This window comes from Sphingomonas sp. Leaf339 (assembly GCF_001426195.1).
GTDB lineage: Bacteria > Pseudomonadota > Alphaproteobacteria > Sphingomonadales > Sphingomonadaceae > Sphingomonas.
In genome coordinates this window covers 444,859-468,232 of record NZ_LMRS01000001.1, presented here as the reverse complement: position 1 = coordinate 468,232, position 23,374 = coordinate 444,859, and the positions used below count along the sequence as shown (strand labels likewise).

The 23,374-nt window shown below is 64.4% G+C and carries 17 protein-coding genes; 9 read left to right on the top strand and 8 right to left on the bottom strand.

Annotated features, from left to right (window positions below; all coding sequences use genetic code 11):
• Nucleotides 1-9: 9 nt before the first annotated feature.
• Nucleotides 10-1,662 carry an NAD(P)/FAD-dependent oxidoreductase gene (locus ASG67_RS02155; protein ID WP_056524591.1) on the top strand — a complete coding sequence of 551 codons (1,653 nt, stop codon included), beginning with the start codon at nucleotides 10-12 and terminating at the stop codon, nucleotides 1,660-1,662.
• Between the two features lie 6 nt (nucleotides 1,663-1,668).
• Here ASG67_RS02155 and ASG67_RS02150 read toward each other — a convergent pair whose 3' ends face one another.
• The 5 genes from ASG67_RS02150 to ASG67_RS02130 form a co-directional block, all read right to left on the bottom strand.
• The gene (locus ASG67_RS02150; RefSeq protein ID WP_056524587.1) at nucleotides 1,669-3,648 is read right to left on the bottom strand and encodes a PAS domain-containing hybrid sensor histidine kinase/response regulator; all 1,980 of its coding nucleotides are present in this window, start codon (nucleotides 3,646-3,648) and stop codon (nucleotides 1,669-1,671) included.
• A gap of 1 nt (nucleotide 3,649) precedes the next feature.
• Entirely contained in the window at nucleotides 3,650-5,161 is a 1,512-nt protein-coding gene (locus tag ASG67_RS02145; RefSeq protein WP_056524585.1) for an ATPase domain-containing protein, read from the bottom strand.
• 104 nt (nucleotides 5,162-5,265) lie between these two features.
• A complete protein-coding gene (locus ASG67_RS02140) occupies nucleotides 5,266-5,949 on the bottom strand; it encodes a Fe2+-dependent dioxygenase (RefSeq protein ID WP_056524583.1) in 684 nt (227 codons plus the stop codon).
• Nucleotides 5,950-6,067: 118 nt separating this feature from the next.
• Nucleotides 6,068-8,080, bottom strand: coding sequence for a glycoside hydrolase family 97 protein (locus ASG67_RS02135; RefSeq protein ID WP_200940696.1), 2,013 nt, complete (start codon nucleotides 8,078-8,080; stop codon nucleotides 6,068-6,070).
• A 202-nt stretch (nucleotides 8,081-8,282) separates the two neighbouring features.
• Nucleotides 8,283-9,080, bottom strand: coding sequence for a SirB1 family protein (locus ASG67_RS02130; protein ID WP_056524578.1), 798 nt, complete (start codon nucleotides 9,078-9,080; stop codon nucleotides 8,283-8,285).
• 95 nt (nucleotides 9,081-9,175) lie between these two features.
• Between ASG67_RS02130 and ASG67_RS02125 the strand changes: the two genes are divergently transcribed.
• Nucleotides 9,176-10,342 carry a metallophosphoesterase gene (locus ASG67_RS02125; protein ID WP_235535007.1) on the top strand — a complete coding sequence of 389 codons (1,167 nt, stop codon included), beginning with the start codon at nucleotides 9,176-9,178 and terminating at the stop codon, nucleotides 10,340-10,342.
• 15 nt (nucleotides 10,343-10,357) lie between these two features.
• Here ASG67_RS02125 and ASG67_RS02120 read toward each other — a convergent pair whose 3' ends face one another.
• Nucleotides 10,358-11,623 (bottom strand): metal-dependent hydrolase family protein, encoded by a 1,266-nt coding sequence (locus ASG67_RS02120; RefSeq protein ID WP_082543308.1) that lies wholly within the window; start codon nucleotides 11,621-11,623, stop codon nucleotides 10,358-10,360.
• A gap of 43 nt (nucleotides 11,624-11,666) precedes the next feature.
• On the opposite strand from ASG67_RS02120, the gene ASG67_RS02115 reads away from it, so the two are divergent.
• Nucleotides 11,667-13,859: a penicillin acylase family protein gene (locus ASG67_RS02115; RefSeq protein WP_056524573.1), complete on the top strand. Its 2,193-nt coding sequence runs from the start codon at nucleotides 11,667-11,669 to the stop codon at nucleotides 13,857-13,859.
• A gap of 9 nt (nucleotides 13,860-13,868) precedes the next feature.
• Here the strand turns inward: ASG67_RS02115 and ASG67_RS02110 are convergent, their stop codons facing one another.
• Nucleotides 13,869-15,692: a DUF885 domain-containing protein gene (locus tag ASG67_RS02110; RefSeq protein ID WP_056526294.1), complete on the bottom strand. Its 1,824-nt coding sequence runs from the start codon at nucleotides 15,690-15,692 to the stop codon at nucleotides 13,869-13,871.
• Between the two features lie 344 nt (nucleotides 15,693-16,036).
• Here ASG67_RS02110 and ASG67_RS02105 point away from each other — a divergent pair, with 344 nt between their 5' ends.
• The gene (locus ASG67_RS02105) at nucleotides 16,037-18,976 is read left to right on the top strand and encodes a TonB-dependent receptor plug domain-containing protein (RefSeq protein WP_235535006.1); all 2,940 of its coding nucleotides are present in this window, start codon (nucleotides 16,037-16,039) and stop codon (nucleotides 18,974-18,976) included.
• A 112-nt stretch (nucleotides 18,977-19,088) separates the two neighbouring features.
• Complete coding sequence (locus tag ASG67_RS02100) at nucleotides 19,089-20,093, top strand: Gfo/Idh/MocA family protein (RefSeq protein ID WP_235535005.1); 1,005 nt, start codon at nucleotides 19,089-19,091, stop codon at nucleotides 20,091-20,093.
• Nucleotides 20,094-20,117: 24 nt separating this feature from the next.
• On the opposite strand, the gene ASG67_RS02095 is transcribed toward ASG67_RS02100, so the two are convergent.
• On the bottom strand, nucleotides 20,118-20,963 hold the full coding sequence (locus tag ASG67_RS02095) for a LysR family transcriptional regulator (RefSeq protein ID WP_235535004.1): 846 nt from the start codon (nucleotides 20,961-20,963) through the stop codon (nucleotides 20,118-20,120).
• Between the two features lie 184 nt (nucleotides 20,964-21,147).
• Here ASG67_RS02095 and uraH point away from each other — a divergent pair, with 184 nt between their 5' ends.
• Genes uraH through ASG67_RS02075 form a run of 4 tightly spaced genes read left to right on the top strand, consistent with a single transcriptional unit; the run spans nucleotide 21,148 to nucleotide 23,370 of the window.
• Nucleotides 21,148-21,540, top strand: coding sequence for a hydroxyisourate hydrolase (gene uraH / locus ASG67_RS02090; RefSeq protein WP_056524560.1), 393 nt, complete (start codon nucleotides 21,148-21,150; stop codon nucleotides 21,538-21,540).
• 29 nt (nucleotides 21,541-21,569) lie between these two features.
• Entirely contained in the window at nucleotides 21,570-21,944 is a 375-nt protein-coding gene (locus tag ASG67_RS02085) for an MAPEG family protein (protein WP_268796269.1), read from the top strand.
• 32 nt (nucleotides 21,945-21,976) lie between these two features.
• The gene (locus ASG67_RS02080; protein WP_235535002.1) at nucleotides 21,977-22,471 is read left to right on the top strand and encodes a GlcG/HbpS family heme-binding protein; all 495 of its coding nucleotides are present in this window, start codon (nucleotides 21,977-21,979) and stop codon (nucleotides 22,469-22,471) included.
• Nucleotides 22,468-23,370: a polysaccharide deacetylase family protein gene (locus tag ASG67_RS02075; protein ID WP_056524557.1), complete on the top strand. Its 903-nt coding sequence runs from the start codon at nucleotides 22,468-22,470 to the stop codon at nucleotides 23,368-23,370. Before ASG67_RS02080 ends, ASG67_RS02075 begins: the two co-directional genes overlap by 4 nt.
• Nucleotides 23,371-23,374: the final 4 nt, after the last annotated feature.

The window sequence follows — 23,374 nt, the reverse complement described above, 5'->3', positions numbered from 1 at the left end:
GTCCCGCGGATGCTGCGTATTACCGATCTGAAGTTGCCGCTGAACCATGCGGAGGAAGCGTTGCCCGCCGCGATCCGCAATCGGCTGCGCATCACGCCACGCGATCTGGTCCGCTACACCATCGCCCGGCGCGCGCACGATGCGCGTGACAAGATGGATATCCAACTGGTGTATTCGGTCGATGTGACGCTGAAGAACGAGGCACCGGTGCTGGCGCGGTTCCGGCGCGACCGGCATGTGAACACGACGCCCGACACCGGATACCGTTTCGTGACGAGGGCGCCGGCCGATTATGACGGGCCGCGACCGGTGGTGGTGGGCGCCGGCCCCTGCGGCCTGTTCGCCGGACTGATCCTGGCGCAGATGGGGTTCCGCCCGATCATCCTCGATCGCGGCAAGGTGGTGCGCGAGCGGACGAGAGACACCTGGGGCCTGTGGCGGCGTAGCGAGCTGAACCCCGAATCGAACGTTCAGTTCGGCGAGGGCGGAGCCGGCACCTTCTCCGACGGCAAACTGTGGAGCCAGATCAAGGACCCCCGCCACCTCGGCCGCAAGGTGCTGATCGAGTTCGTGAAAGCCGGTGCGCCGCCCGAGATCCTGACCGAGGCACATCCGCATATCGGCACGTTTCGGCTGGTCACGATGGTCGAGAGCATGCGCCGGACGGTGGAGGCACTGGGCGGCGAATACCGCTTCGAACACCGGGTCGACGATCTTGACGTCGCAATCGACGCCGATGGCGCGCGACGCCTGCGCGGCATTCGCTTGCAGACCGGCGAGGTGATTGAGACCGGCCCGGTCGTCTTCGCGGTCGGGCATAGCGCACGCGACACGTTCCATATGCTGCATGATCGCGGCGTGTATCTGGAGGCCAAGCCATTCTCGATCGGTGTCCGCATCGAACATCCGCAAAGCTGGATCGACAATGCACGGTTTGGCCCGTGTGCCGGGCATCCCGATCTGGGTGCCGCCGCGTACAGCCTGTCGCACCACTGCAAGAACGGGCGAACGGTCTATAGCTTCTGCATGTGTCCGGGCGGCACTGTCGTCGCGGCGACTTCGGAGGTCGGGCGGGTCGCGACCAATGGCATGAGCCAATATTCGCGCAACGAGCGCAATGCGAATTCGGGCATCGTCGTCGGCATCGATCCGGCGCGTGATTATCCGGACCATCCGCTGGCCGGCATCGAACTGCAACGCCATTGGGAAACGCGCGCGTTCGAGGTCGGGGGCGGCACGTACAAGGCACCGGCGCAGCGGCTGGGCGACTTTCTAGCGGGGCGCCCATCGACTGAGCTGGGCAGCGTCATCCCGTCCTATCGCCCTGGCGTGCAATTGACCGATCTGGCGGCCTGCCTGCCGGACTTTGCGGTGACGGCGATGCGGGAGGCGCTGGTGGCGTTCGGACGGGAGATTCCCGGTTACGATCATCCCGATGCGGTGCTGACGGGCGTCGAGACGCGGACCTCATCGCCGATCCGGGTGACGCGGGGCGACGATTTTCAGAGCGTCAACACCGCCGGGCTCTATCCGGCCGGCGAGGGCGCGGGGTACGCCGGTGGCATCCTGTCGGCAGCGGTCGACGGGATCAAGATCGCCGAGGCGGTGGCGCTGGCATTGACGGGCGCGGCGGGACAGGTCGGCGGCGGACGCGAGCGCTGAGCCGGCTCAGTCGACGACCTTCAACCGCGCGCGGCCGACGGCGGCGGTGCGCAACAGTTCGTCGACCTTGGCGGCCAGATCGACCTGCCGGAACGGCTTGGCGAGACGCATGACGTCCGCCGGCACATCCTCACCCGCTGCCGCGTAGCCGGTGACGAGCAGGGCCGGCAGACGGATGCCCGATGCGCGCACTTCGTTGATGAGCTGTCCGCCGGTCATGCCCGGCATCAGGTAATCGCTGACGAGCATGTCGGCCTCCGCCCCCGCGCGGATCGCACTCAGCGCCTGCGTTCCGGAATTCGTCTCGATAACCGTGTAGCCGATATCGCGCAGCATGTCGGCGGTGGCCGATCGGACCAGATCCTCGTCGTCCACCAGCAGGATCGTCGCCGCCCGCCGCGCCGCGACCGGTTCGGCGCTATGCTCGCCAGTGCCGGCCGCCGCCTCGTCGGTGGCGGGCAGCCATAGTTCCACCGCCGTGCCACGACCGGGTTCGCTGCTGAGGCGCAGCGTGCCGCCGGATTGAGCGGCGAGACCGTGGATCATCGACAGGCCGAGGCCCGTCCCCTTGCCGACGCCCTTGGTCGAGAAGAACGGCTCGGTGGCGCGGGTCAGTGTGGCGCGATCCATGCCGGTGCCGGTGTCAGTGGCGATCAGGCGGACATAGCCGCCGGCCTTCAGACCGACGATGTTGCGATCGTCGACGGTGACTTCGCTGACGCCGATCACCAGCTTGCCCCCACCCGGCATCGCGTCGCGGGCGTTGATCGCGAGGTTCAACAGGGCAAGTTCGAGCTGGTTCGGATCGACTCGCGCCGATGGCAGGTGACGTGGAATTTCCAGATTGACCGCGATCGATGGCCCGAGCGACCGCCGGATCAGATCGACGATCCCGTCGATCAGTGCGCCGACGTCCACGGCGCGCGGTTGCAGTGCCTGACGGCGAGCAAAGGACAACAACCGCTGCGTCAATGTCGCCGCACGTTCGGCCGCCTGCAACGCGCCGCCGATCATCCGCTGCGTTCGATCGTCGTCCTTGTGACGCCGGCGGAGCAGATCGAGGCTGCCGACGATCGGTGTCAGCAGGTTGTTGAAATCATGCGCGACGCCACCGGTGAGCTGCCCGATCGCGTCCATCTTCTGCGCCTGTGCCAGTTGCGCATTGGCTTCGCGGCGGTCGGTGACGTCGGAGATGACGCCCGTCATCCGCACCGGCGCGCCATCGCCACCGTAGCGGACCCGCCCCTGCGCCACGATCCAGCGGTTCTCGCCCGTCGCGGTAGTGATCGCGCATTCGACATCGAGGGAGCCCGATGTCAGCGCGTCCTCAAAGGCCTTGTCCACCACGGCCCGCTGCGCCGGATCGACGTGGGTGAGGAAAACGTCCTTGTCCCAGCGATCAAGCGCCGTCGTGTAACCGAAGATTTCGTCATGGCGCAGCGTGCGCCGCGCTTCGCCCGTAACCAGATCGAGATCCCAGCTGCCCATCGCAGCGGCATCCAACGCGATTTCAAGGCTGTCGCGTGCGGCCTCCAGATCGCGGGTCCGATCGACGACGGCGCGTTCCAGCGTATCGGCGGCGTCGCGCAGCTCATATTGGCGGTGCCGTGCCTTCAGCGCGGATCGCACCGCGCCCAGCATCGCCTCGGCATGGAGCGGTCGTTCGAGCAGCACGACGTTGCCCAGATCGGCCAGACGCTGCGTCGCCGGCGCGGTCCGCGGTGCCCTGGTACCGTTGGCGAGAACGACGAACGGGATATCCGACCAAGTCGGCTGAGCCGCTACCCACGCGGTCAGCGCGGCGGGATCGGCCATCACCAAGGCTTCCTCCGTCAGCATCACGACGTCGGCGCCGACCTGCAATTCCGTCAACAGCGCCGCCTGGTCGGCACAGACGTCGGCTTTGATGTCATTGCGCTTCAGCAGGCCCGCGGCGATTACCGCATCGCGGCCGCGCGGCGCCAGGATGAGGACCCTGCCCTCCATGCTATCCATGCGCGTCCAGCGTGCCCATGCGGCTTGCCATCAATGTCTTACCCTCGCCGGAGAAGGTGGGAACGCCAGTCAGCACGCCCTGGAAGTTGCGCAAAGGCGGGCCGACCTGCAACCCATTACTGCCAATCTGAAATTCGCGGATCGCCCGTTCGTGCCGGGCGGTGCGGGTCTTGATGACGGAAATAGCCTGCCGCACTTCGCCGTTCGCCTCGAAATAACGCAATTGCACGACGGTATCGGACAGGTAGCTTAAATCGATGTCCGCCCGGATATCGCCCATCACCCCGTGCAGCCCCAGGATCAGCAGACTGACGACGCCTTTCTGCCCCAGATAGGTCAGCATCTCGTGCATCTGAAGCACCAGGAACTGTTCGTTGGGCATCGATTGCAGATAGGCGTTCAGACTGTCGATGATGACGACGCGGGCGTCATCCTCCTCGACGGCCGCCTGGAGCGCACCGGCGAACTGACCGGGCGACATCTCCGCCGGATCGATCGCCCGGATCGATAGCGTGCCGTCATCCAGGAAGGGCTGCAGATCCATGCCGAGCGCGGCACTGCGGGTCAGCAGCGTCGGCAGACGTTCGTCGAACAGGAAATAGGCGGCCTTTTCACCGCGTTTCAGGGCGGCGACCATGCACTGGACCGCCGCGGTCGTCTTGCCGACGCCCGCCGGCCCGGTCAGCAGCGTCGCCGTCCCCGGCACCAGCCCGCCACCCAGCAGCGCGTCCAGTTCCGACGATCCGGTGGATACCGCGCTGCCCGCTTTGTGCGTCTCATGCTCGGCCGCGACCAGTCGTGGAAAGACGCACAGGCCACCGCGCTCGATCTCGAAATCATGATAGCCGCCACGGAAACGCACGCCGCGCATCTTTACGACGTGCAGGCGTCGGCGTTGCGCGCCGAACCCGGACAGCACCTGTTCGAGGGCGATCACGCCGTGCGCGATGCTGTGCAATTGCAGGTCGCTGCCGGTCGCGCTCTTGTCGTCGAGGAACAGGACGGTGCATTGCCGGGTCGAAAAGAAGTGCTTCAAGGCGAGGATCTGGCGGCGATAGCGGATCGGGCTTTGCGCCAGCAGCCGCAGTTCGGACAGACTGTCGATCACGACGCGCGTCGGGCGCAATTCATCGACCTTGGCCATCATGTCACGGATCGTCTCTCCCAGTTCGACCTCGCTGGGGTGGAGTAGCGTCTGTTCCTGATCCTCGCCGAGGCCGTCGACCGGCACCATCTCGAACAGGGTCAGGGCATCGAGTGACCAGCCATGGGTGCGCGCGACGGCGCGGAGTTCGACCTCGGTTTCGGCGAGCGTGATGTAGAGGCCGGTATCGCCCACGTCCGCGCCCGCGAGCAGGAAGCCCAGCCCGAGCGTCGTCTTGCCCGTGCCCGGCGTTCCTTCGACCAGGTACATCCGGTCCGGCGTCAGGCCGCCGTTCAGAATGTCGTCCAGCCCCTTGATACCCGTCAGGGCGAGTGCGGGCAGTATATCCTCTGACGACAAGCGATGGTCCCCTCGTTCACCCTTAGCACGGTGCGCCGTAGGTGACTGGAGCGATACGGGATAATCGCCGGTTCGCCTAGTCATGGATCGGGTCGGCCGCCGCGCTAAGCATCGCCCCAGCGACGCAGCAGATTGTGATAGACGCCGGTCAGCCGGATTGCCGCCGGATCGGCATGGCCGTGGCGACCGGCGACATCCTGCACCGCCTGATCCAGTTCGAATAGCAGACGGCGTTCGCCATCGTCGCGGACCATCGATTGTATCCAAAAGAACGACGCCACGCGCCGCCCACGCGTGACCGGCGTGACGTGGTGCAGGCTGGACGCCGAATAGAGGACCATGTGACCAGCGGGCAGCTTCACCCGCTGATCGCCGAATTGCTCCTCAACCACCAGTTCGCCACCGTCATAGCTGTCGGGATCGGCAAGGAAGATCGTCGCCGACAAGTCGCTGCGGATACGGAAATCGCTGCCGCGCTGCATCCTGATTGCGTTGTCGACATGCGTGCCGAAGCTGTGGCCGTCGCCGTACCGGTTGAACAGCGGCGGGAAGACCTTCAGCGGCAGGGCGGCGGCGATGAACAGCGGCGAGCGGCCGAGCGCGTCGAGCACGATACCGCCCGCCGCCTGCGCCGCTGGCGATCCTTCCGGCAATTGCTCGTTGCGCTTGGCCAACGCCGATTGCGCGCCGGAGGTGGCGTTACCGTCGATCCAGTCGGCGGCGCCGAGCAGCGCGCGTACCCGCGTCAGTTCGTCGGGCGACAACACATCGGGGATGGCGATCAACATGACGGAGGCCCTTGAAAGCGTGACCGAGCAGGCGGGGATTGCGACGGCAACGGGGAGCACATCCACCACTATTGCGAATGATTATCGCCGTCAACGTCGGTGCCGCTCGGGGCGATCGTTAGTCGAGCGCCCTGAACCGGATCGCCTGTCCACCGCCCGGCGCGAGCGCCAGATCGAGCGCGTCGGCGGCGGTCACAGTGCGGCGGCTGATGGCGATCCGCTCAGGCGCGGTGCGCCAGTCGGCACCCGGACCGTCGGCATAGATCTGCGCCTCGTATCGACGACCCTTCGTCAGAAAGTCGAGCGGCACCTTCAGCGTGCGGGCATCGCCGTTGGTGATCGCACCCAGATACCAGTCCGGGCCGGCGCGATCCTGCCGGGCGACGACGGCGTAATCGCCGATCCGGCCCTGCAACGTCCGCGACTGTTCCCAGTCGGTCGGCACATCACGGATGAATCGAAACGCATCGGGATGCTCGTCATAATGTTCCGGCAGATCGACCGCCATCTGCACCGGGCTGTACAGCACAACGTACAGTGCCAGTTGATTGGCGAGCGTGGAGGGCACGCGATTGTTCGGCCGCGTCGTGCGGTAATCGAAATGGAATACGCCCGGCGTGTAGTCGAACGGCCCGGACAGTAACCGCGTGAACGGCAGGATGGTCGTATGGTCAGGCGCGTTGCCGGTATCGGGGCTGCCACCATTATATTCCTGACCACGCGCGCCTTCACGGCTCATCAGATTGGGCCAGGTGCGGCGCAGGCCGGTGTCCTTGACCGGTTCGTGCGGGAAGATCGCGATCCGGTGACGGGCGCTGGTCTCCACCACTTTCTGGAAAGCCTCGACGGCGTATTGGCTGTCCGGCCATTCGATCAGGTCGAGCTTCGTCCCGACATAACCGAGCTTGATCGATCGCACGCCATAGCGATCATAATAATCGAGCGCCGGTTCCAACTGCGCCAGATAATCCTTCACCTGGCCGCCGGTTTCGTGATGTCCGATCAGGTTCACACCCTTCGCCTTCGCATAGGCGGAGACGGCGGGCATATCGAATGCCGGCTGTGCGCGGTCGAGAAAGAATCGCGAATGGCCGTTCTTCCACCATTCAGGCACATCCCAGCCGACGTTCCAGCCCTCGACCAGCACGCCTTTGATACCATGCGCCGCCGCCCAATCGATATATTGCTTGGTGCGGTCGGTCGTCGCGCCCAGCTTCGGACCGGGCTCCCAGGTCAGCAGGCCGGTGTGCATAGCCCAGAAGATGCCGATATATTTCTGCGGCACCGCCCATGTGACGTCACCCAGCCGGTTGGGCTCGTTCAAATTCAGGATGATCGTCGAGTCCGCCAGATGCGCGGCGTCATCGGCCACCATCACCACCCGCCACGGGGTCGCCTGCCCGCCATGCACGCGCGCGCGATCGCCGTTCGACCAGGGTGACAGATCGGCCTTCAAGGTGCGGCTGTTCTCGTCGGGCATGCGCAGGTTCATGGATGGAAAATCGACCAGTGCTGCCTCGTGAACCGCGAGCGCGACGCCGTCTCCTTCCAGCGTCAGCGGCGTCTGGGCGGTCTGGATCGCCGACAGTGCCGAGCGGCTATACTCATACTCGCTGTATTTCTCGCGATAGGCGGGGATCGACCAGGCGCGATAATTCTGTGCGAAATGGAATTCGGTCGCCTCGTCACTGACGACCAAGCGGTCACCGGCCTTGCCGGGGAGCGTGTAGCGGAAGCCGAAACCATCATCGAACACGCGGAACTCGACACCCAGCGCACGGCCGTCGGCCGCCGCCAGCGTGATGGCGAGGCCGTTGTACCGCTCCCGCATCTGGCGCCGTTCGCCCCATGGCTGTTGCCAGGCGGCGTCATGCGTCAACGGGTGCGCCTTCAGGATGCGGAAGCCCGCATCGAGGGGCGCGGCGTCCTTGAATCGGAATCCCAGTTTAGACCGATCGAGGATCGATCGCCCCTTGAACGACGCGCGATAGATGGCTTCACCTTTGTCCACCGCCAGATCGACGACGATGCGGCCATCAGGGGATCGGACCGATCGCCATTCCTGCGCCGCTACGGGTGTTGCCGACACCATCGAACCCACCAGTGTCGAAAACGCCCAACGGTGCATCATCGCCCCCTCCCCCCATGCACGCCCGGCCTGTTTGCGGACATTACGCGCTGAGGCATAATTGGTATCGCAATCGTTTGCAAGGCTTCGTGCGATCGAGTGACAGTGACATCAACCGCCCTGAGTTTTCGGTAATCGACCGGACGGATTTGCGCGGACGAAACTGGTAAGTGGCTGAATATATGGAGAGCGCCGATCCGTTCAATCAGCTTGTCAGCGCGTCGAGCATGGTAATCACGCGCCGACGCAAATCCGGATCGCGCGTGATCTCCAGCATGGCGCCGAGACTGGCCCGCGCCGCCGCGATCTGATCATCGACGAGTTCGAGCCGGGCGCGCTCCCACCACGCATGCGGATAGGCCGGCGCCATCGTCGTCATGCGAATATAGAGTTCGAGCGCGCGTCGCCCCTTCCCTGCTTGTTCGGCGCGCGATGCTTGATTCTGGAGGAGGCGGACGAGCACGGCCCGGTTCGGCATCGCCGCAACATGCGCCACCGCGCGGCCGGCACCGGCGGACGCTTCGACCAGGGCCGCCAGTTGTTCGGCGCCGACGCGCACGCCGCCGGCAAACGGATCGACGATCACCGGCGCCGCCTCCGCGCCGACGACGACGAGGACATGACCGGGAACGTCGAGCACGTCGGCACGCCAGCCAAGTCGCCGGGCCATCGCCACCCAGAGGATCGACAGGCTGACCGGCAACCCGCGACGGCGATCCAGAACGCGGATGAGATCGGCGTTGGCTGGGTCGTCATAGGTTTCTGCGTCGCCCGCGAAACCAAATTCGCCGGCGAGCACGGCAGCGAGGGCATCGGCCCGCTCGGCGGGTGTCCCGGCATCGGCGCCGACTAGATCGAGTTGCAGTTCGAGCTCGTCCAACAGATCGTGATAGGGCGCGATATCCGTATCGGGATGATCGAGGAGTGCCAGCGTCAAGGCGGCATCGTCGAGGTCCATCTCTTCGTCATCGATCAGCCCGAGGCGATTGAGTTCTTCATGCATCCTGCCCAGATGGGGACCGCAGAGGATAATGGAACGGCCAGCGGCAGAGGCGCCCGGACTTCCGCCGAAACACGATCGCAGCGGACATTCGCGACGTGCACCTCGTTACAGCCGACATCACGCGCGATACCGGGAGCCGCATCATCTTCAACCTCGTTTTCGCCGTACCGGCGCTCGTCGTCATCGCCCGCTGGCTTTGGCCGCTCCCGCTTCCGCTATCGGCCAAGGTGCTGACCGCGCTGCTGATGCTCGCCGCGTCCCAGTTCCATCTGTGGAGCCGGCTGTCGTCGGGCTCCGTGTTCGCACCAGAGTTTCCGCGCGTGGTTGTCATCCTGTTCAACTGGGCGTTCGGTGCGCTTGTCCTGCTCGCCGTCTTTCAGTTGGTCCTCGATGTCGGCACGCTGCTGACGATGCTGTTTCGACAGCACAGCGTTGGGCAGCCGACGCCGCTCCGCTATGCCGCCGCGACGCTGGCGGCGCTGTTGGCTGCGATCGGGGTCGGCAATGCGCTCCGCGTGCCACCGGTCAGGGACGTGACCGTCGCGATCCGTGGCCTTCCTGCCGCGTTCGACGGATATCGCATGGTGCAGCTCACCGATCTCCACATCAGCCGCCTGTTCCCCGCCCGATGGGCGCTGGCCGTCGTCGATCGCGCCAACATGGCCGGCGCCGATGTGATCGTCGTGACAGGCGACTTCATCGATGGATCGGTCGCGATGCGCCGCGCCGACGTCGAGCCGCTGCGACAGTTGCGCGCGCCGGACGGTGTCTACGCCATTCCGGGCAATCACGAGTATTTCTTCAACTATCGTGACTGGATGCGGCACCTGGCGGAGATGGGATTCCGCATGTTGCCCAACACGCATGCCGTCATCGACCGCGATGGCAGTCAATTGGTGATCGCCGGTGTTACCGATCTGTCGGCGCCGAGCGTCGGCGAAGCGGCGCCCGACCTTCGCCTTGCCCTTAAAGACGCACCCGCCGAAGCCCCGATCGTCCTGCTCGACCATCAGCCACGCCGGGCGCCCGATGCCGCAGCGCGTGGTGTTGCGCTTCAACTGTCGGGGCATACGCATGGTGGCATGATCGTCGGGCTCGACCGCCTCGTCGCACGCGGCAATGCGGGATTCGTCTCGGGCCGATACGATGTCGGCGGCATGACGCTCTACGTCAGTAACGGCACCGGGCTCTGGCCGGGCTTCGCGCTAAGGCTCGGTGTCCCATCCGAGATCACGCGATTCACGCTGCGACAGGCAAAATAGCGCAGCGAACCTGGTTTACGAGTTTACGACCCCGCCCTTCATCACCATCCGGATGCGGCGAACCGCGCCGATATCTGTAGCCGGATTAGCAGACACGGCGATCAGATCGGCGAGCAGGCCGGGTTTCACGGCACCGAGTTTGTCGGCAAGGTGCAGCCACCGGGCATTGCCCGACGTCGCCGCGATCAGCACCTTGGCCGGGCTCATTCCGGCCGCGACCAGCAGGTCCAGCTCGCGCGCGTTCTGGCCGTGGGCGAATACACCGACGTCGCCACCCATGCAGATCGGCACACCGGCCTTGATCGCCATCTGCAGGCTCGTACGGCTGAGCTGGACCGGGCGCGGCGCCGGCTCGCTGCCGTTCCAGCCGCGGTAACGCGACGTCGCGTTGGATGCCGCCAGCGTCGGACATAGGGCGATCTTCTTCGCCGCCATCGCCGCGAAGATGTCCGGTGTGCCGCCATAGCCGTGTTCGATCGTATCGACGCCGGCTGCGATCGCGCGGCGCATCCCTTCGGCCGTTGCGGCGTGGACGGCAACCGGGCGGCCGGCATCATGGGCAGCAGCGACCGCCGCCGTCATCTCGTCCAGGCTCAACGTGGCCCGGCTCTCCTCACCCGGCCGCCAGCGATAGTCGGCGTAGAGCTTCACCCAATCGGCGCCGGCGGCGATCCGGCGCCGCACGGCGGCGACGATCTGATCGACGCCGGACACTTCCTCTGCCCCCTGCGGCACGGCGACGCCTGGCTCGAACCCCTTGGGACCATAGGCACCGAGGGCCACGATGGCGCGTGTCGCGACGGACAGGCGCGGTCCTGCCACGATCCCCTGGTCGATCGCCTCTTTCAACCCGACATCGGCATAGCCCGCCCCCTCCGTCCCGAGATCACGCTCGCTGGTGAAGCCCGCCAGCAAGGTCGCCCGCGCATTCACCACCGCCCGTGCCGTTCGCAGCGCCAGCGGTTCGTGCAGGACCTGATCGTCCCAGCTTGTCTCGTCATACGGATGCAGGAACAGGTGGCCGTGCCCCTCGATCATGCCGGGCATCAGCGTATCGCCGGCAAGCTCGATGATCCGGGTGTTCGCGGGCACCGGCAGGTCGGGGCCGACCGCGTCGATCCGGTCGCCGGTGACGAGCACTTGCCAGCCGGCATGCACCGTGCCGTCGACACCGTCGAATACGCCCGCGGGTTTCAACAGGATCGACACCCGTTCGGCGGCGGGCACCGCGCCCGCCGGCCCGAGCAGGGTCGTCACGACCGCCAGCATCCCCATCGCCATCCAACGCATGGTCTTTCCCTCTTTGCCGCCTTACCCTGCATCGATGGATAGGGTCTTCAGGCTCACACGCAAACCGGTCATCCTGCTGGCCTTGCCGGCACTACTCGCGGCGGCGCCCCGTCCTCCGCAGTCCGAAGCGGCGCGGTGGCAGGCGCAGACCGATCGCGTGATGATCACCCGTGACGATTGGGGCATCCCGCATGTCCACGGGCAAACGGATGCCGATGCGGTGTTCGGGTTGATGTACGCGCAGGCGGAAGATGATTTCGCCCGGATCGAGGCCAATTACCTGACCGCGCTCGGCCGTACCGCCGAAGCGGAGGGTGAGGACGCGATCTGGGCCGATCTGCGCCAGCGGCTGTTCGTCGATCCGGCGGAATTGCAGGCGCAATATGCGTCCAGTCCCGCCTGGCTGCGCACGCTGATGCAGGCATGGGCAGATGGCCTGAACTATTATCTGGCGACGCACCCGCAAACCAAACCGAAGGTCATCGAACGGTTCGAGCCGTGGATGGCGCTCAGTTTTACCGAGGGTAGCATCGGCGGCGATATCGAGCGTATCTCGCTCAGCGACCTGAAGACATTCTACGGCACGCCCACCCCGCCGACCCCGGAGGAACAGGGTATGGTGCCGCGCGAGCCATCGGGATCGAACGGTATCGCCATCGCCCCACGTCTGACCGCCAAGGGCCGCGCCCTGCTCCTCATCAACCCGCACACCAGCTTTTATTTCCGCTCCGAGGCGCAGATGACCAGCGCAGAGGGCCTGAACGCCTATGGCGCCAGCACCTGGGGGCAGTTCTTCGTCTATCAGGGGTTCAATCCGAGCGCCGGCTGGATGCATACGTCATCGACCGTCGACAATATCGACGAGTTCGCGGAACGGATCACGCGCGCCGGCCCCGGTTATGCCTATCGCTATGGCAGCGCCGATCGTCCGGTCACGGCACGGGCCGTCACGCTGCGCTATCGCAACGCCGAGGGCACGATGGGGGAGCGCCGCTTCACCACCTATCGCACGCATCACGGCCCGATCGTCGCCATGAAATCGGGGCGCTGGATCGCCACCGCGCTGATGTGGAAACCCGTCCCCGCCCTTGAACAAAGCTATCTGCGCACCAAAGCAACCGATCTTGCCAGCTTTACGGCCGTCGCGGAGCGGAAAGCAAACTCGTCGAACGACACGCTGTTCGCCGATAGCAAGGGTGAGATCGCTTTCCTGATGCCGCAGTTCATGCCGATGCGCAGCGACCGGTTCGATTATACCCGTCCCGTCGATGGCAGCGATCCCGCGACCGACTGGCACGGACTTCATACGCTGGCCAGCCTGCCGAGCGTCGCCAATCCGCGTACCGGCTGGGTGCACAACACCAACGACTGGCCATGGAGCGCGGCGGGTCCGGACAGTCCCAAAGCCCGCGATTATCCCCGGTATATGGATCAGGTGGGCGGTAATGCGCGCGGAGTGCATGCGGACCTGCTGCTGACGAACAAGCGCGGCTGGACACCCGATGGCCTGCGTAACGCTGCATTCGACCCCTTTTTGCCCGCTTTTGCCCAATTGCTCCCCGGACTCGTCGATGCGTGGAGGGCGCTGCCCGCTGGCGACCCAAGGCGGGCCGCCCTCGCGGCGCCCGTCACCTTATTGAAAGAATGGGATCACCGCTGGGCGTATGATTCCGTCGCAACCAGTCTCGCCGTGTTCTGGGGCGACCAGTTGTGGCGTGAGGTCGGCAGCTTCGCGCAGACAGAGCGGTTAAACGTGCCCGATTACATCGCGACCCGCGTGACGCCGGAGGCCAAGATCGCCGCGTTGTCCGCTGCGATCGATCGGCTGACCCGCGACTTCGGCGACTGGCGCACGCCGTGGAAGGACATCAACCGTTTCCAGCGGCTCGATGACGCCATCAAACCGCATTTCGACGATGCCCGACCATCCGTCCCCGTGCCGTTTACCTCGGCACAGTGGGGCAGTCTCGCGTCGTTCGGCGCCAAGCCGTGGCCGGGCACGAAACGGTATTACGGCACCAGCGGTAACAGCTTCGTCGCGATCGTGGAGTTCGGGCCGCGCGTGAAGGCGATGGCGGTGATGGCCGGCGGTCAGAGCGGCGACCCGGCATCGCCTCACTTCGCCGACCAGATCGCCCGCTATGCTCAGGGGCAGCTACGCCCCGTCTATTTTTATCCCGACGAGCTTCAGGGTCATAGTGAGCGCACGTACCGCCCCGGCCGTTAGCGCCGCCATCTATCGCCGATGCGCCGCGATGTACCGCCCGATCTGCTCGTCCAGAACGTCGAGGGGCAACGCTCCCTGATCGAGGACCGCTTCGTGGAAATCACGGATGTCGAAGCGCGGCCCGAGCTCCCGTTTTGCCCGCGCGCGCAGTTCGGCAATCTTCAATTGCCCCACCATGTAGCTGGTCGCCTGCCCCGGCCAGTTGAAATACCGATCGACCTCACGCGCGATGTCCTTGTCCGACACAGAGCTGTTCGCCTTGAAATAGGCGATCGACTGTTCGCGCGTCCACCGCTTGGCGTGGATACCGGTATCCAGCACCAGCCGGATCGCCCGCCAGACCTGCAACGACAACATGCCGAACCGGGCATAGGGGTCCTTGTACACCCCCATCTCGTTGGCAAGCCGCTCCGAATACAGCCCCCAACCCTCGACATAGGCACCATAGCCGCCGAACTTGCGGAACTTAGGAATGCCCGTCAGTTCCTGTTGCCGCGCGATCTGGAAATGGTGGCCCGGTGCGCCCTCATGCGCGGCGATGCCGGCCACCTGCACCTTCTGCGTCTGGTTCATGTCGACCAGGTTCACGTAGTAGATGCCGGGTCGCGACCCGTCCGCAGAAGGCGGGTTGTAGAACGCGGTGGACGCGGTGCCCTCGCGCCATTTCTCGACCGCGCGGACTTCCAACGGCGCCTTGGGCAATGTCCGGAAATAGCGCGGCGCGGCCGCCATAACCGACGCGATCACACCGCGCGCGTCGCTCAGATACTGTTCGCGACCGGCCGCGGTATTAGGATATTTGAATTGCGGATCGGTCCGGATCTTCTCGAAGAACTGCTCCAGCGTCCCCTGAAACCCTACCTCACGCTTGATCGCCTCCATCTCCTGACGGATCGAGGCTACCTGCTTCAGGCCGAGCGCGTGAATCTGGTCGGCGGTCAGATCGGTCGTCGTCGAATTCTTGAGCCGGTCGGCATAATAGGCGGCGCCGTTGGGCAAGCTCCAAGCACCGAAGTTGCCCTTCGATTGCGGCTCGATCGCGTCGAGCGCGGCGAACAACAAGTCGTACCCACGGCGGAACGGGCCGGTCAGGGCCTCGCTCGCGCCCTGCAACAGCGTAGACTTGGTCGCGGCCGGTACGTTCAGCGCCGCCACCTTCTTGCGGAAATCGGCCATGACCGTCGAATCCGCACCGCCGTCGAACGGTGCCCCGGTCAGGACCGCACGCGCATCGGCGCGGACCGGCGCGAAGTTCACCTTGTTGGGGACGATGCCAGTCGCCGCCTGCTCGCGCATCGTCGCGGTGACCTCACGCATGACGCGTTCGGTGTCGCGCAGGCGGGCGATATAGGCCCGCGCATCGGCCAGCGTGTCGACCTTGTGGTTGTTGATGAGCAGCACCGGAATTTCGCCCGCCGGACTGCCGTTGGTTGACACCGGAAAGCGCAGCTTGCGGAACTGGAGCGACTGGCGACCGCGTTTGACCTCGTATTCGAACAATCGGTAACTGACGCGCGCACTCTCGCCCAGTTGTTCGGGCCGGAACCGCGCCCGCATCGCCTTCAACTGCTGCTCGGACAATGTTTGCGCGCGGACGGCAGCAGCTTCGGTGTAATCGTCCAGCCGGTCGTAATGCGTCTTCAGGCCCAATTGCGTCAGCGATTCGGGGCTGAGATCGAGCTGCTGGTCGTAAGCGGCATCGAGAAACGTGAGTAACGCAGCGTCCGCTGCCGCCGTGGACTGCGGCTGCGGCCGGGATTGCATCGGCATCGGCGCCGCAGCCTGAACAACCGGCATGGCCGACAGCAACAAGAGGGCAAGGGCAACACGCATCAAATTCCTCCATCGACGGCGTTTGTCGCGCGCCATCGCGATCGACGCAATTGCCGGCACACCGTTCACCGGCACGCGTAGCCGTGTTTCACGGGAAGCTACAACCCGCTGCCGTTTCGCGTGGTAGAATGCGCCAGCTCACAGAAAGCCGAAGGGCAATATCCGACAGGGTATGTGACCTTTTTGCTACGCCGACGAGAAATCTAGGTCTGGCATCCTGCCCTAGCTTTACGAATGTTAACCATTGGAGCAATCGCCACATCGCCAGTGTGTGTGATCGTACCGCGATTCATTCGAATTGTGAGCGATCGCCAGAGCTTAAGATCAGCAGAAGGTTGTCGCCGATGTCGTCCCTTTCCACCTCCACCCGTGCCATGCTGCTTCGCGGAGCAGCGCTTTCGATCGTCGCCGGGCTTGGCGGCATGGTGCAGATTGCATCGGCGCAGACCGGCGACCAGCAGCCGCCAGCCACCTCCGTCGTGACCACGCCCCCCGCCGCGACGCAGGACGCGACGACGACGCAGCCCACTCCTCAGCCGCAGGATGCGGCCGATGCAGGCGCGCAGGATATCGTGGTCACCGGCACACTGTTCCGGCGCACTGATACGGAGACGCCGTCGCCAGTGACGACGTTGACCGCCGACACGCTGGCGAAAGCCGGTATCAACAACATCTCGGACGCCGTCCGCTCGATTTCGGCGGACAGCTCAGGCTCCATTCCCACCGCCTTCTCCAATGGGTTCGGCGCGGGTTCATCGGCGGTTTCGCTGCGCGGCCTGACCGTCAATTCGACGCTGACGCTGGTCGACGGCGTCCGCACCGCCGCCTATCCGCTCGCCGACGACGGTCAGCGCTCGTTCGTCGATCTGAACACGATTCCGCAAGCGACTATCGACCGGATCGAGGTGCTGAAGGACGGTGCCTCGTCCAGCTACGGCGCGGATGCGATCGCGGGCGTCGTCAACATCATTACCAAGAAAGAGATCACCGGCGTCAACGGCACGGTCGAAGGCGGCGTCACCGATCGCGGCGACGGCGGGTCGCAGCGCGCGACGTTGGCGATCGGCCATGGTTCACTGAAGCAGGATGGCTTCAACGTATACATCGCCGGCGAATATCAGCGGGACAGCGCCATCTACAATCGTGACCGCGGCTTCCCCTATAACACCGCCGACCTCAGCTCCATTGGCGGCGACAACAACAACGCCGGCGCCCTGGTCCCCGGCGCCACCATCGCCGCCGTCGTCGCGCCGACCACGCAGACCATTCCCGGCGACATCCTGTCGGGCAATGGCGTCGTCACCGGCCCCTTCCGCGTCCTCAACAACGCCGGTTGCCCGACCGGCCTCATCACGCGGACCGCGACGGCCGGCACCGGTTGCGAGCAGAACCTGTCGGGCGATTACGGCCAGCTTCAGCCGCGCCAGACACGGTATGGCGGCACCGTCCACGGTACGCTGCAACTGAACGACGACACCCAGGCTTATGCCGCGATCTCCTATTTCCAGAACGAGGTCGCTGCATCGGGTACGCCATCGTCGATCCGCGCGGTGAACCCGACGAACACGCTGAACATCGTGCTGCCCGCGCTGCTCACCAATGGCCAGCAGAACCCCAATAATCCGTATGCGGCAACGGGTCAGGCGGCAGCGCTGTATTACCGGTTCGGCGACATCGCGCAGTCGTCGACCTATCGCAATCGGGTGCTGCGGGCACAGGCCGGGATCAGCGGCCAGTTCGGCGACGGCTGGGGCTATTCGGTCGACGCGACCTCCGCCAAGTCGTGGCTCCAGATCACGCAGGACGGCTATATCAACCTTCCGGCGCTGCGGACCGCGGTTGCGACCGGCAGCTATAACTTCGTCAATCCCGGCCTCAACACCGCCGCGGTGCGTGCCGCGCTGTCACCGACGGTCATCACCGATGCGACCAGCGAGCTCGACCAGGTACAGGCGGTCGTCACCAAGGATCTGTTCGCGCTGCCAGGTGGTAACCTGCAGCTCGCGGTCGGCGGCTCGTTCCGGTACGAGGCGGTCAATGATCCGAACCAGAATGCCAACGGCCAGACGATCAACCTGAACCAGTTCACCGCCGTCGGCGACCGCAAGGTCTATTCCGGCTATTTCGAGGTGAACGCCCCCGTTTTCGACAAGCTGGAGATCAACGGCTCCGGCCGGTACGATCATTATTCGGATGGGTTCAGCAATTTCTCGCCGAAGATCGGCGCCAAGTTCACACCGTTCCGCCAGCTCGCCCTGCGCGGTACGTTTTCCAAGGGGTTCCGTGCGCCGAGCTTCGCGGAACGTGGCGGTTCGGTCGTCGGATTCACATCGGCACGGGCACCCTGTTCGGTGCGGTTACAGCACGGCGCGACGGGTAACGAGACGACCTGCTCGGGCGGCAGCGCGTACAACGCCAGCTACGGCATCGGCTTCAACACCATCGGCAACGCCGACCTCGATCCGGAGAAGTCGACCAGCTTCACGGCCGGCACCGTCGTGCAGCCGACCCGCTGGCTTAGCTTCACGGTCGATTATTACAACATCAAGAAGACCAACATCATTGCCGCTGCGCCGCTGTCGAGCGACGCACTCGATGCCTTTTACGCCGGATCCGCGCTACCTGCCGGATATTCGATCACGCCGGACTCCCCCGACCCTTCGTTCCCCAATGCGCCGCGCCGTGCGCTTTTTGTGAACGGGCCGTTCGCCAATGCGGCAGCATTGAAGACGCAGGGCATCGATTTCGCCGCCCAGGTCAATTTCAAGCCGGCCGACGACGTCCGGTTCACCAGTCGTGCCGAGGCAACGTGGATCCTGAACTACAAGTTCAAGGCATCTGACGGCGCGGCCTATGACGACTATGTCGGTACGCAGGCACCCTATATCACTTCATCGGGTGCCGGCACGCCGGAGTGGCGTGGCAACTGGCAGAACAGCATCGAATGGGGCGCTTATACGATGACCGCCACCGCCTATTACACGGACGGGTACAAGGCGGTCGCGGCGGACCAGTTCGGCGGCACCGATTGCGAGACCTCGAGCACCTATCAGGGCACCGATCCGTCCTTCAACTGCCGGGTCAAGCACTTCATCAATGTAGACCTGACCGGCAGCGTCAAGGTCAACGACCAGTTCGACCTCTACTTCAATGTCGTCAATCTACTGGATGAGGACGCCCCGCTCAACGCGGGCAACTATGCCGGCGTGAACTACAACCCGACCTATCACCAGATCGGCGTCGTTGGCCGCACGATGCGCGTTGGCGCCAACTTCAAATTCTGAATGGCGATCCCCACCCGGTTGCGGCTGCATGCCGCATACCGGGTGGGAGATTTGCCCTTCTCAAAGAATTTTCCGTTAAACTATGCGTGCCGAGTGAGCGCTGTATCAGGTTTTGACTTGGTCCGCCGACCGCTTCCGTGGACGTCAAGATGCGCCGATTGCGATAGACAGCGATAAAGCTGACAGTTCGGAGATCGCGATGCGCGTGCTAGTGACGGGATTGGGCGATATCGCTCGCAAAGCATATCTCCCGGTGTTGTCGGCGCTTCCGGAACTGGAAGTGCATCTGGCGACCCGCGACAAGATGGTACTTCACGACGTTGGCCGCATGTTCCGCGTGCAGCACGTGCATGCCAGCATCGACCACGCACTGGCTGCGACAACGTTCGATGCGGCGTTCGTTCATGCGGCAACCAGCGCGCATCCGGCACTTGTCCGGATGCTCCTCGAACGGCGTGTCCCCACCTTCGTCGACAAGCCGCTCGCCGATAATTTTGCTGAAGTCCGGCAGCTTGTCGCGCTGGCCGAACGGCATGCGACACTGTTGAGGGTCGGATTCAATCGCCGGTTCGCCCCGGATTATGCGGCGCTTCGTGACACCGGCGCAAACCTGATCGTGATGGAAAAGCATCGGCATCGTCAGCCTGACACGCCGCGAAGAGTGGTGTTCGACGACTTCATCCATGTCGTTGATACGCTGCTGTTCCTAGCCCCCTCAGCGGTGCTGCGCCACACGATAGAAACCCATGTAGAGCGTGGATTGCTGAAGGCGGTGACCCTGATGCTGGCGGGCGATGGCTATACCGCCATCGGCACCATGCACCGGGATAGCGGGCTAGACGAGGAACGGCTGGACGTGATCGGGGGTGGGGTCAGGCAGTCAGTGCTCAACATGGCGGAATCGGTCCGCTCGGCGGGCACGGAATGCCGACATCGGCGCGGCGACTGGACCTCCGTTGGCCGTCAGCGGGGTTTCGAGGCAATGTGTGCGGATTTCCTGCTGGCCGTGCGCGATAAGCACCCGACCATTGCCGCAGACATTCTGTCGACCCACGAAATTTGCGAGGCGATCACCTGCCATGCCGAAGCGGAGGCGCGGGATTGTACGACCGAGTGACGGCAGCGTCACGCCTGATGAGGATCAGACAGTCCCAACGCCGCTCGATCGGGCAGCGACCACGTCCGTCATCGCCTGAAGAAGCTCGCCGGTCGGCCCGCCGACCTCCCACGCATAGATCGAGAGCGACAATGCTGTCTCCGCAGAGAAGACCTCGCTTGGGCGCACGGCGTATGTACCGATAGTGCTGATCGGTAGGACGGATACGCCAAGCCCGGCCTCGACCGCCGACAGGACGCTGCCGAGACTGTTGCCGGTGAACGCGATGTACCAACGGCGCCGTTCGCGCTCTATCCGGTCGATCATCACATCGCGATAAAGCCCGCCTGGCGGGAACGTCACCAGCGGAATGGGGTCCTGCCAGCCGGCGGTGGAGTTGGCTTCGAACCAGCGCAGTGGCTCGGGGAAAATGGCGCGGGTATCGCCGTCCGCCAACACCTCCTTAACGATGGCAATGTCGAATTCCCCCGCGCGGAATCCTTTCTTCAGATCACGGCTGAGACCGGTGGTCACGTCCAGGCGGATTGTCCGATGTCGTTCGGCGAATTTCGCGAACCGACGGCTCATTGCCGATGTAACGATATCGTCCGGCACGCCAATGCGTAGCGTGCTCGTTCCCGATGGATCGGCGAGCAGTGTCTGCGCCTCGTCCTGCAAGGCCAGGAGCCGCTTCGCATAGCCCAGCAGTCGCTCGCCTGCGGGTGTTGGTCTGATCGGCCGGGAGGACCGGTCGATCAACGGCCGACCCACCGCCGCTTCCAGCCGCCCGAGATGCTGGCTGACAGTGGATTGCGTGGAATTCAGCCGATCGGCGGCGATCGTAAAACTCGCCGTGTCCGCGACCGCCACGAACGTACGAAGCAACCTCATGTCCAACATCGCATCATTCTATTCTTGAATGATCGTCATTCAAACATACCATTCGCAAATGGGCCACTCAAATGCCATTTGCCACTTTTGCAAACCGAAGAAACCGTGGGGTGATCATTCCGGCATCGACATCGCGGATTGATCAGCTTTTTCTACACGCCGATAACTACCAAGGATTTCGACCATGAGAAGCATCGCACTCGCGTTGTTAGTCGCCGCCGCTGCCACACCGGCCGCGGCGGCCGATATTTCGACCCACGTTCTCGACCTTGCCCGGGGGGTCGGCGGGAAGGCTGTTCCGGTCGTCCTCTCCAGGCGCGGCTCGGACGGCAAATGGCAGCAGGTCGGCACCGCAACGACGGACGCCGACGGCCGCGTGCGCCGTTTCGGGGATGGCAAGGCGTTCGACACCGGTATCTACAAGCTGGAGTTCGATATGTCGGGTTACCCCGATGTATCGGCGACGCCATTCTTCCCGGAAATCACCCTGACGTTCCGCGTTACCGACAAGGCAGGTCATTATCATGTACCGGTAGTCGTCAGCCCCTATGGCTATTCGACCTATCGAGGAAACTGATCCTGTCCGGCCTTACCCTTCCTGTCACGTTGATCGCCGCGGCTGCGTTGGGCGCCATCAATCTGTGGCTCGCCTTACGCATAGTTCGCATGCGGTTGCGTGACGAAGTGCTGATCGGTGACGGCGGGGATGACCTGTTGGCCGGACGGATGCGGGCGCAAGCCAATCTGGTCGAATACGCGCCGTTCGTCCTCATACTGCTGGCGCTGATCGAACTGGCCCGCGGGACCAGCGCGACACTGGCTGCCGCGGCCATCATCTTCGTGATCGCCCGGATCGCGCACCCCATCGGCATGGACCTGCGTCGATCCAATGTGCCGAGGGCCGGCGGAGCTGTCGTGACATGGCTTGTGCTCGCATTCCTCATCGGCTGGGCCCTGTTGATCGCGATGGGCATCGCCTGATCCGTTATTCCACTACTTCCATTCGAAAGCCTGTGACGGTGTTGAACATCCTCCTCCTTCCCTTTGCCCTGACCGCGTCGACGTCCGCCTTACCGCTACTGGAGCGCAAGACGATATCGCTGGTCTTGGCCAACCGCCTGGCGGATGCGGCCATTATGTCATGCCGCGCGATCAACAAGGAAGCGGTGGTGGCCGTCGTCGATCGCGGCGGCAATCTGATCGCGCTCCAGCGTGGTGACGACATCGGCCCACACAACACGACGGCTGCCCAGCGTAAGGCATTTACTGCCCTGTCAACAAAGACGACCACGGCCGCACTGGCCCAGCGCGCGGCCACCGACCCGACGTCGCGTAACCTGCTGACTGTTCCGGAACTGCTCCTGCTCGGTGGCGGTGTGCCGCTGGTCGTGGATGGTGTCGTGGTCGGCGGCATTGGTGTTGCCGGTTCGGGCGGGGCGGCCAATGACGAACACTGTGCGACAGAAGCCATCGCGCAGGTCCTCTCTGTCACGAAGTCGCGTCGATGACCGGTCTGCCGCATCACGATCGTTACGACTATCTGCCGATCGTTGGACGTCCCGGTTATTCCTGGCCGGAGGGCCGTCGCCTGGCGATCTATCTCTACGTCAACCATGAGGTTTTCGCATTCGGCGACGGGTTGGGTGCCACCCTGGCACCATCCAAGACGGACCCGGATGTGATGAATTTCGCCTGGCGCGATTATGGCAACCGGGTCGGTGCATGGCGCTTCATGGAGATGTTCGACCGGCTGGAACTCAAGACGACGGCGCTCGTCAACAGCGCGATCATTACGCAGTGTCCCGGTCTAGCCGAGGCCTGCCGCGACCGCGGTGACGAGATTGCCGCCCATGGCCGCACTAACGCCCAAGCCGAAGGCGACCAGAGCGAGGACGAAGAGCGGGCCATGATCGCGCGCGCACTGGAGGATTTCGACGCGATCGGTGTTCGCCCGCGCGGTTGGCTTGGCCCATGGATTTCGGAAAGTCATCGGACTCTCGATCTGCTTGAGGAGGCCGGCTTCGATTATGTTCTCGATTGGGCCCATGACGATCAGCCGACGCGACTGCGAACGCGTAGCGGCAAGGGTATTCTCTCAATCCCTTATTCGCAGGAGATCAATGACATCCCTTCGATCATCGCCCGCCATCAGGAGGCGGCGACATTCGCCGGCATGATCGAAGACACGGTCGAGCAATTGCTTGCCGAGTGCGATCGCTGGCCAGCGGTGCTGGGCATCGCGCTCCATCCGTACATCATGGGACAGCCGCACCGGGCGCTGCATCTCGACCGGGTCCTGACCCGACTGCGAGAGGCGGCCGATCCGCGCATCTGGTGGACGACGGCCGGCGCCATCGCGCACCATGTGTCCGGAGGAGCTTTGAACGCGGCACAACCAACGAGCTAGTCTG

Bases quoted from the DNA above. Each gene is read 5' to 3' on its own strand.
- ASG67_RS02130 (WP_056524578.1), bottom strand. From the start codon at position 9,080: ATGCATGAAGAACTCAATCGCCTCGGGCTGATCGATGACGAAGAGATG.
- ASG67_RS02135 (WP_200940696.1), bottom strand. From the start codon at position 8,080: ATGATGCACCGTTGGGCGTTTTCGACACTGGTGGGTTCGATGGTGTCG.
- ASG67_RS02120 (WP_082543308.1), bottom strand. From the start codon at position 11,623: ATGGCGATGGGGATGCTGGCGGTCGTGACGACCCTGCTCGGGCCGGCG.
- ASG67_RS02155 (WP_056524591.1), top strand. From the start codon at position 10: ATGCTGCGTATTACCGATCTGAAGTTGCCGCTGAACCATGCGGAGGAA.
- ASG67_RS02140 (WP_056524583.1), bottom strand. From the start codon at position 5,949: ATGTTGATCGCCATCCCCGATGTGTTGTCGCCCGACGAACTGACGCGG.
- ASG67_RS02095 (WP_235535004.1), bottom strand. From the start codon at position 20,963: ATGAGGTTGCTTCGTACGTTCGTGGCGGTCGCGGACACGGCGAGTTTT.
- ASG67_RS02105 (WP_235535006.1), top strand. From the start codon at position 16,037: ATGTCGTCCCTTTCCACCTCCACCCGTGCCATGCTGCTTCGCGGAGCA.
- ASG67_RS02110 (WP_056526294.1), bottom strand. From the start codon at position 15,692: ATGCGTGTTGCCCTTGCCCTCTTGTTGCTGTCGGCCATGCCGGTTGTT.
- ASG67_RS02075 (WP_056524557.1), top strand. From the start codon at position 22,468: ATGACCGGTCTGCCGCATCACGATCGTTACGACTATCTGCCGATCGTT.
- ASG67_RS02150 (WP_056524587.1), bottom strand. From the start codon at position 3,648: ATGGAGGGCAGGGTCCTCATCCTGGCGCCGCGCGGCCGCGATGCGGTA.
- ASG67_RS02115 (WP_056524573.1), top strand. From the start codon at position 11,667: ATGGATAGGGTCTTCAGGCTCACACGCAAACCGGTCATCCTGCTGGCC.
- uraH (WP_056524560.1), top strand. From the start codon at position 21,148: ATGAGAAGCATCGCACTCGCGTTGTTAGTCGCCGCCGCTGCCACACCG.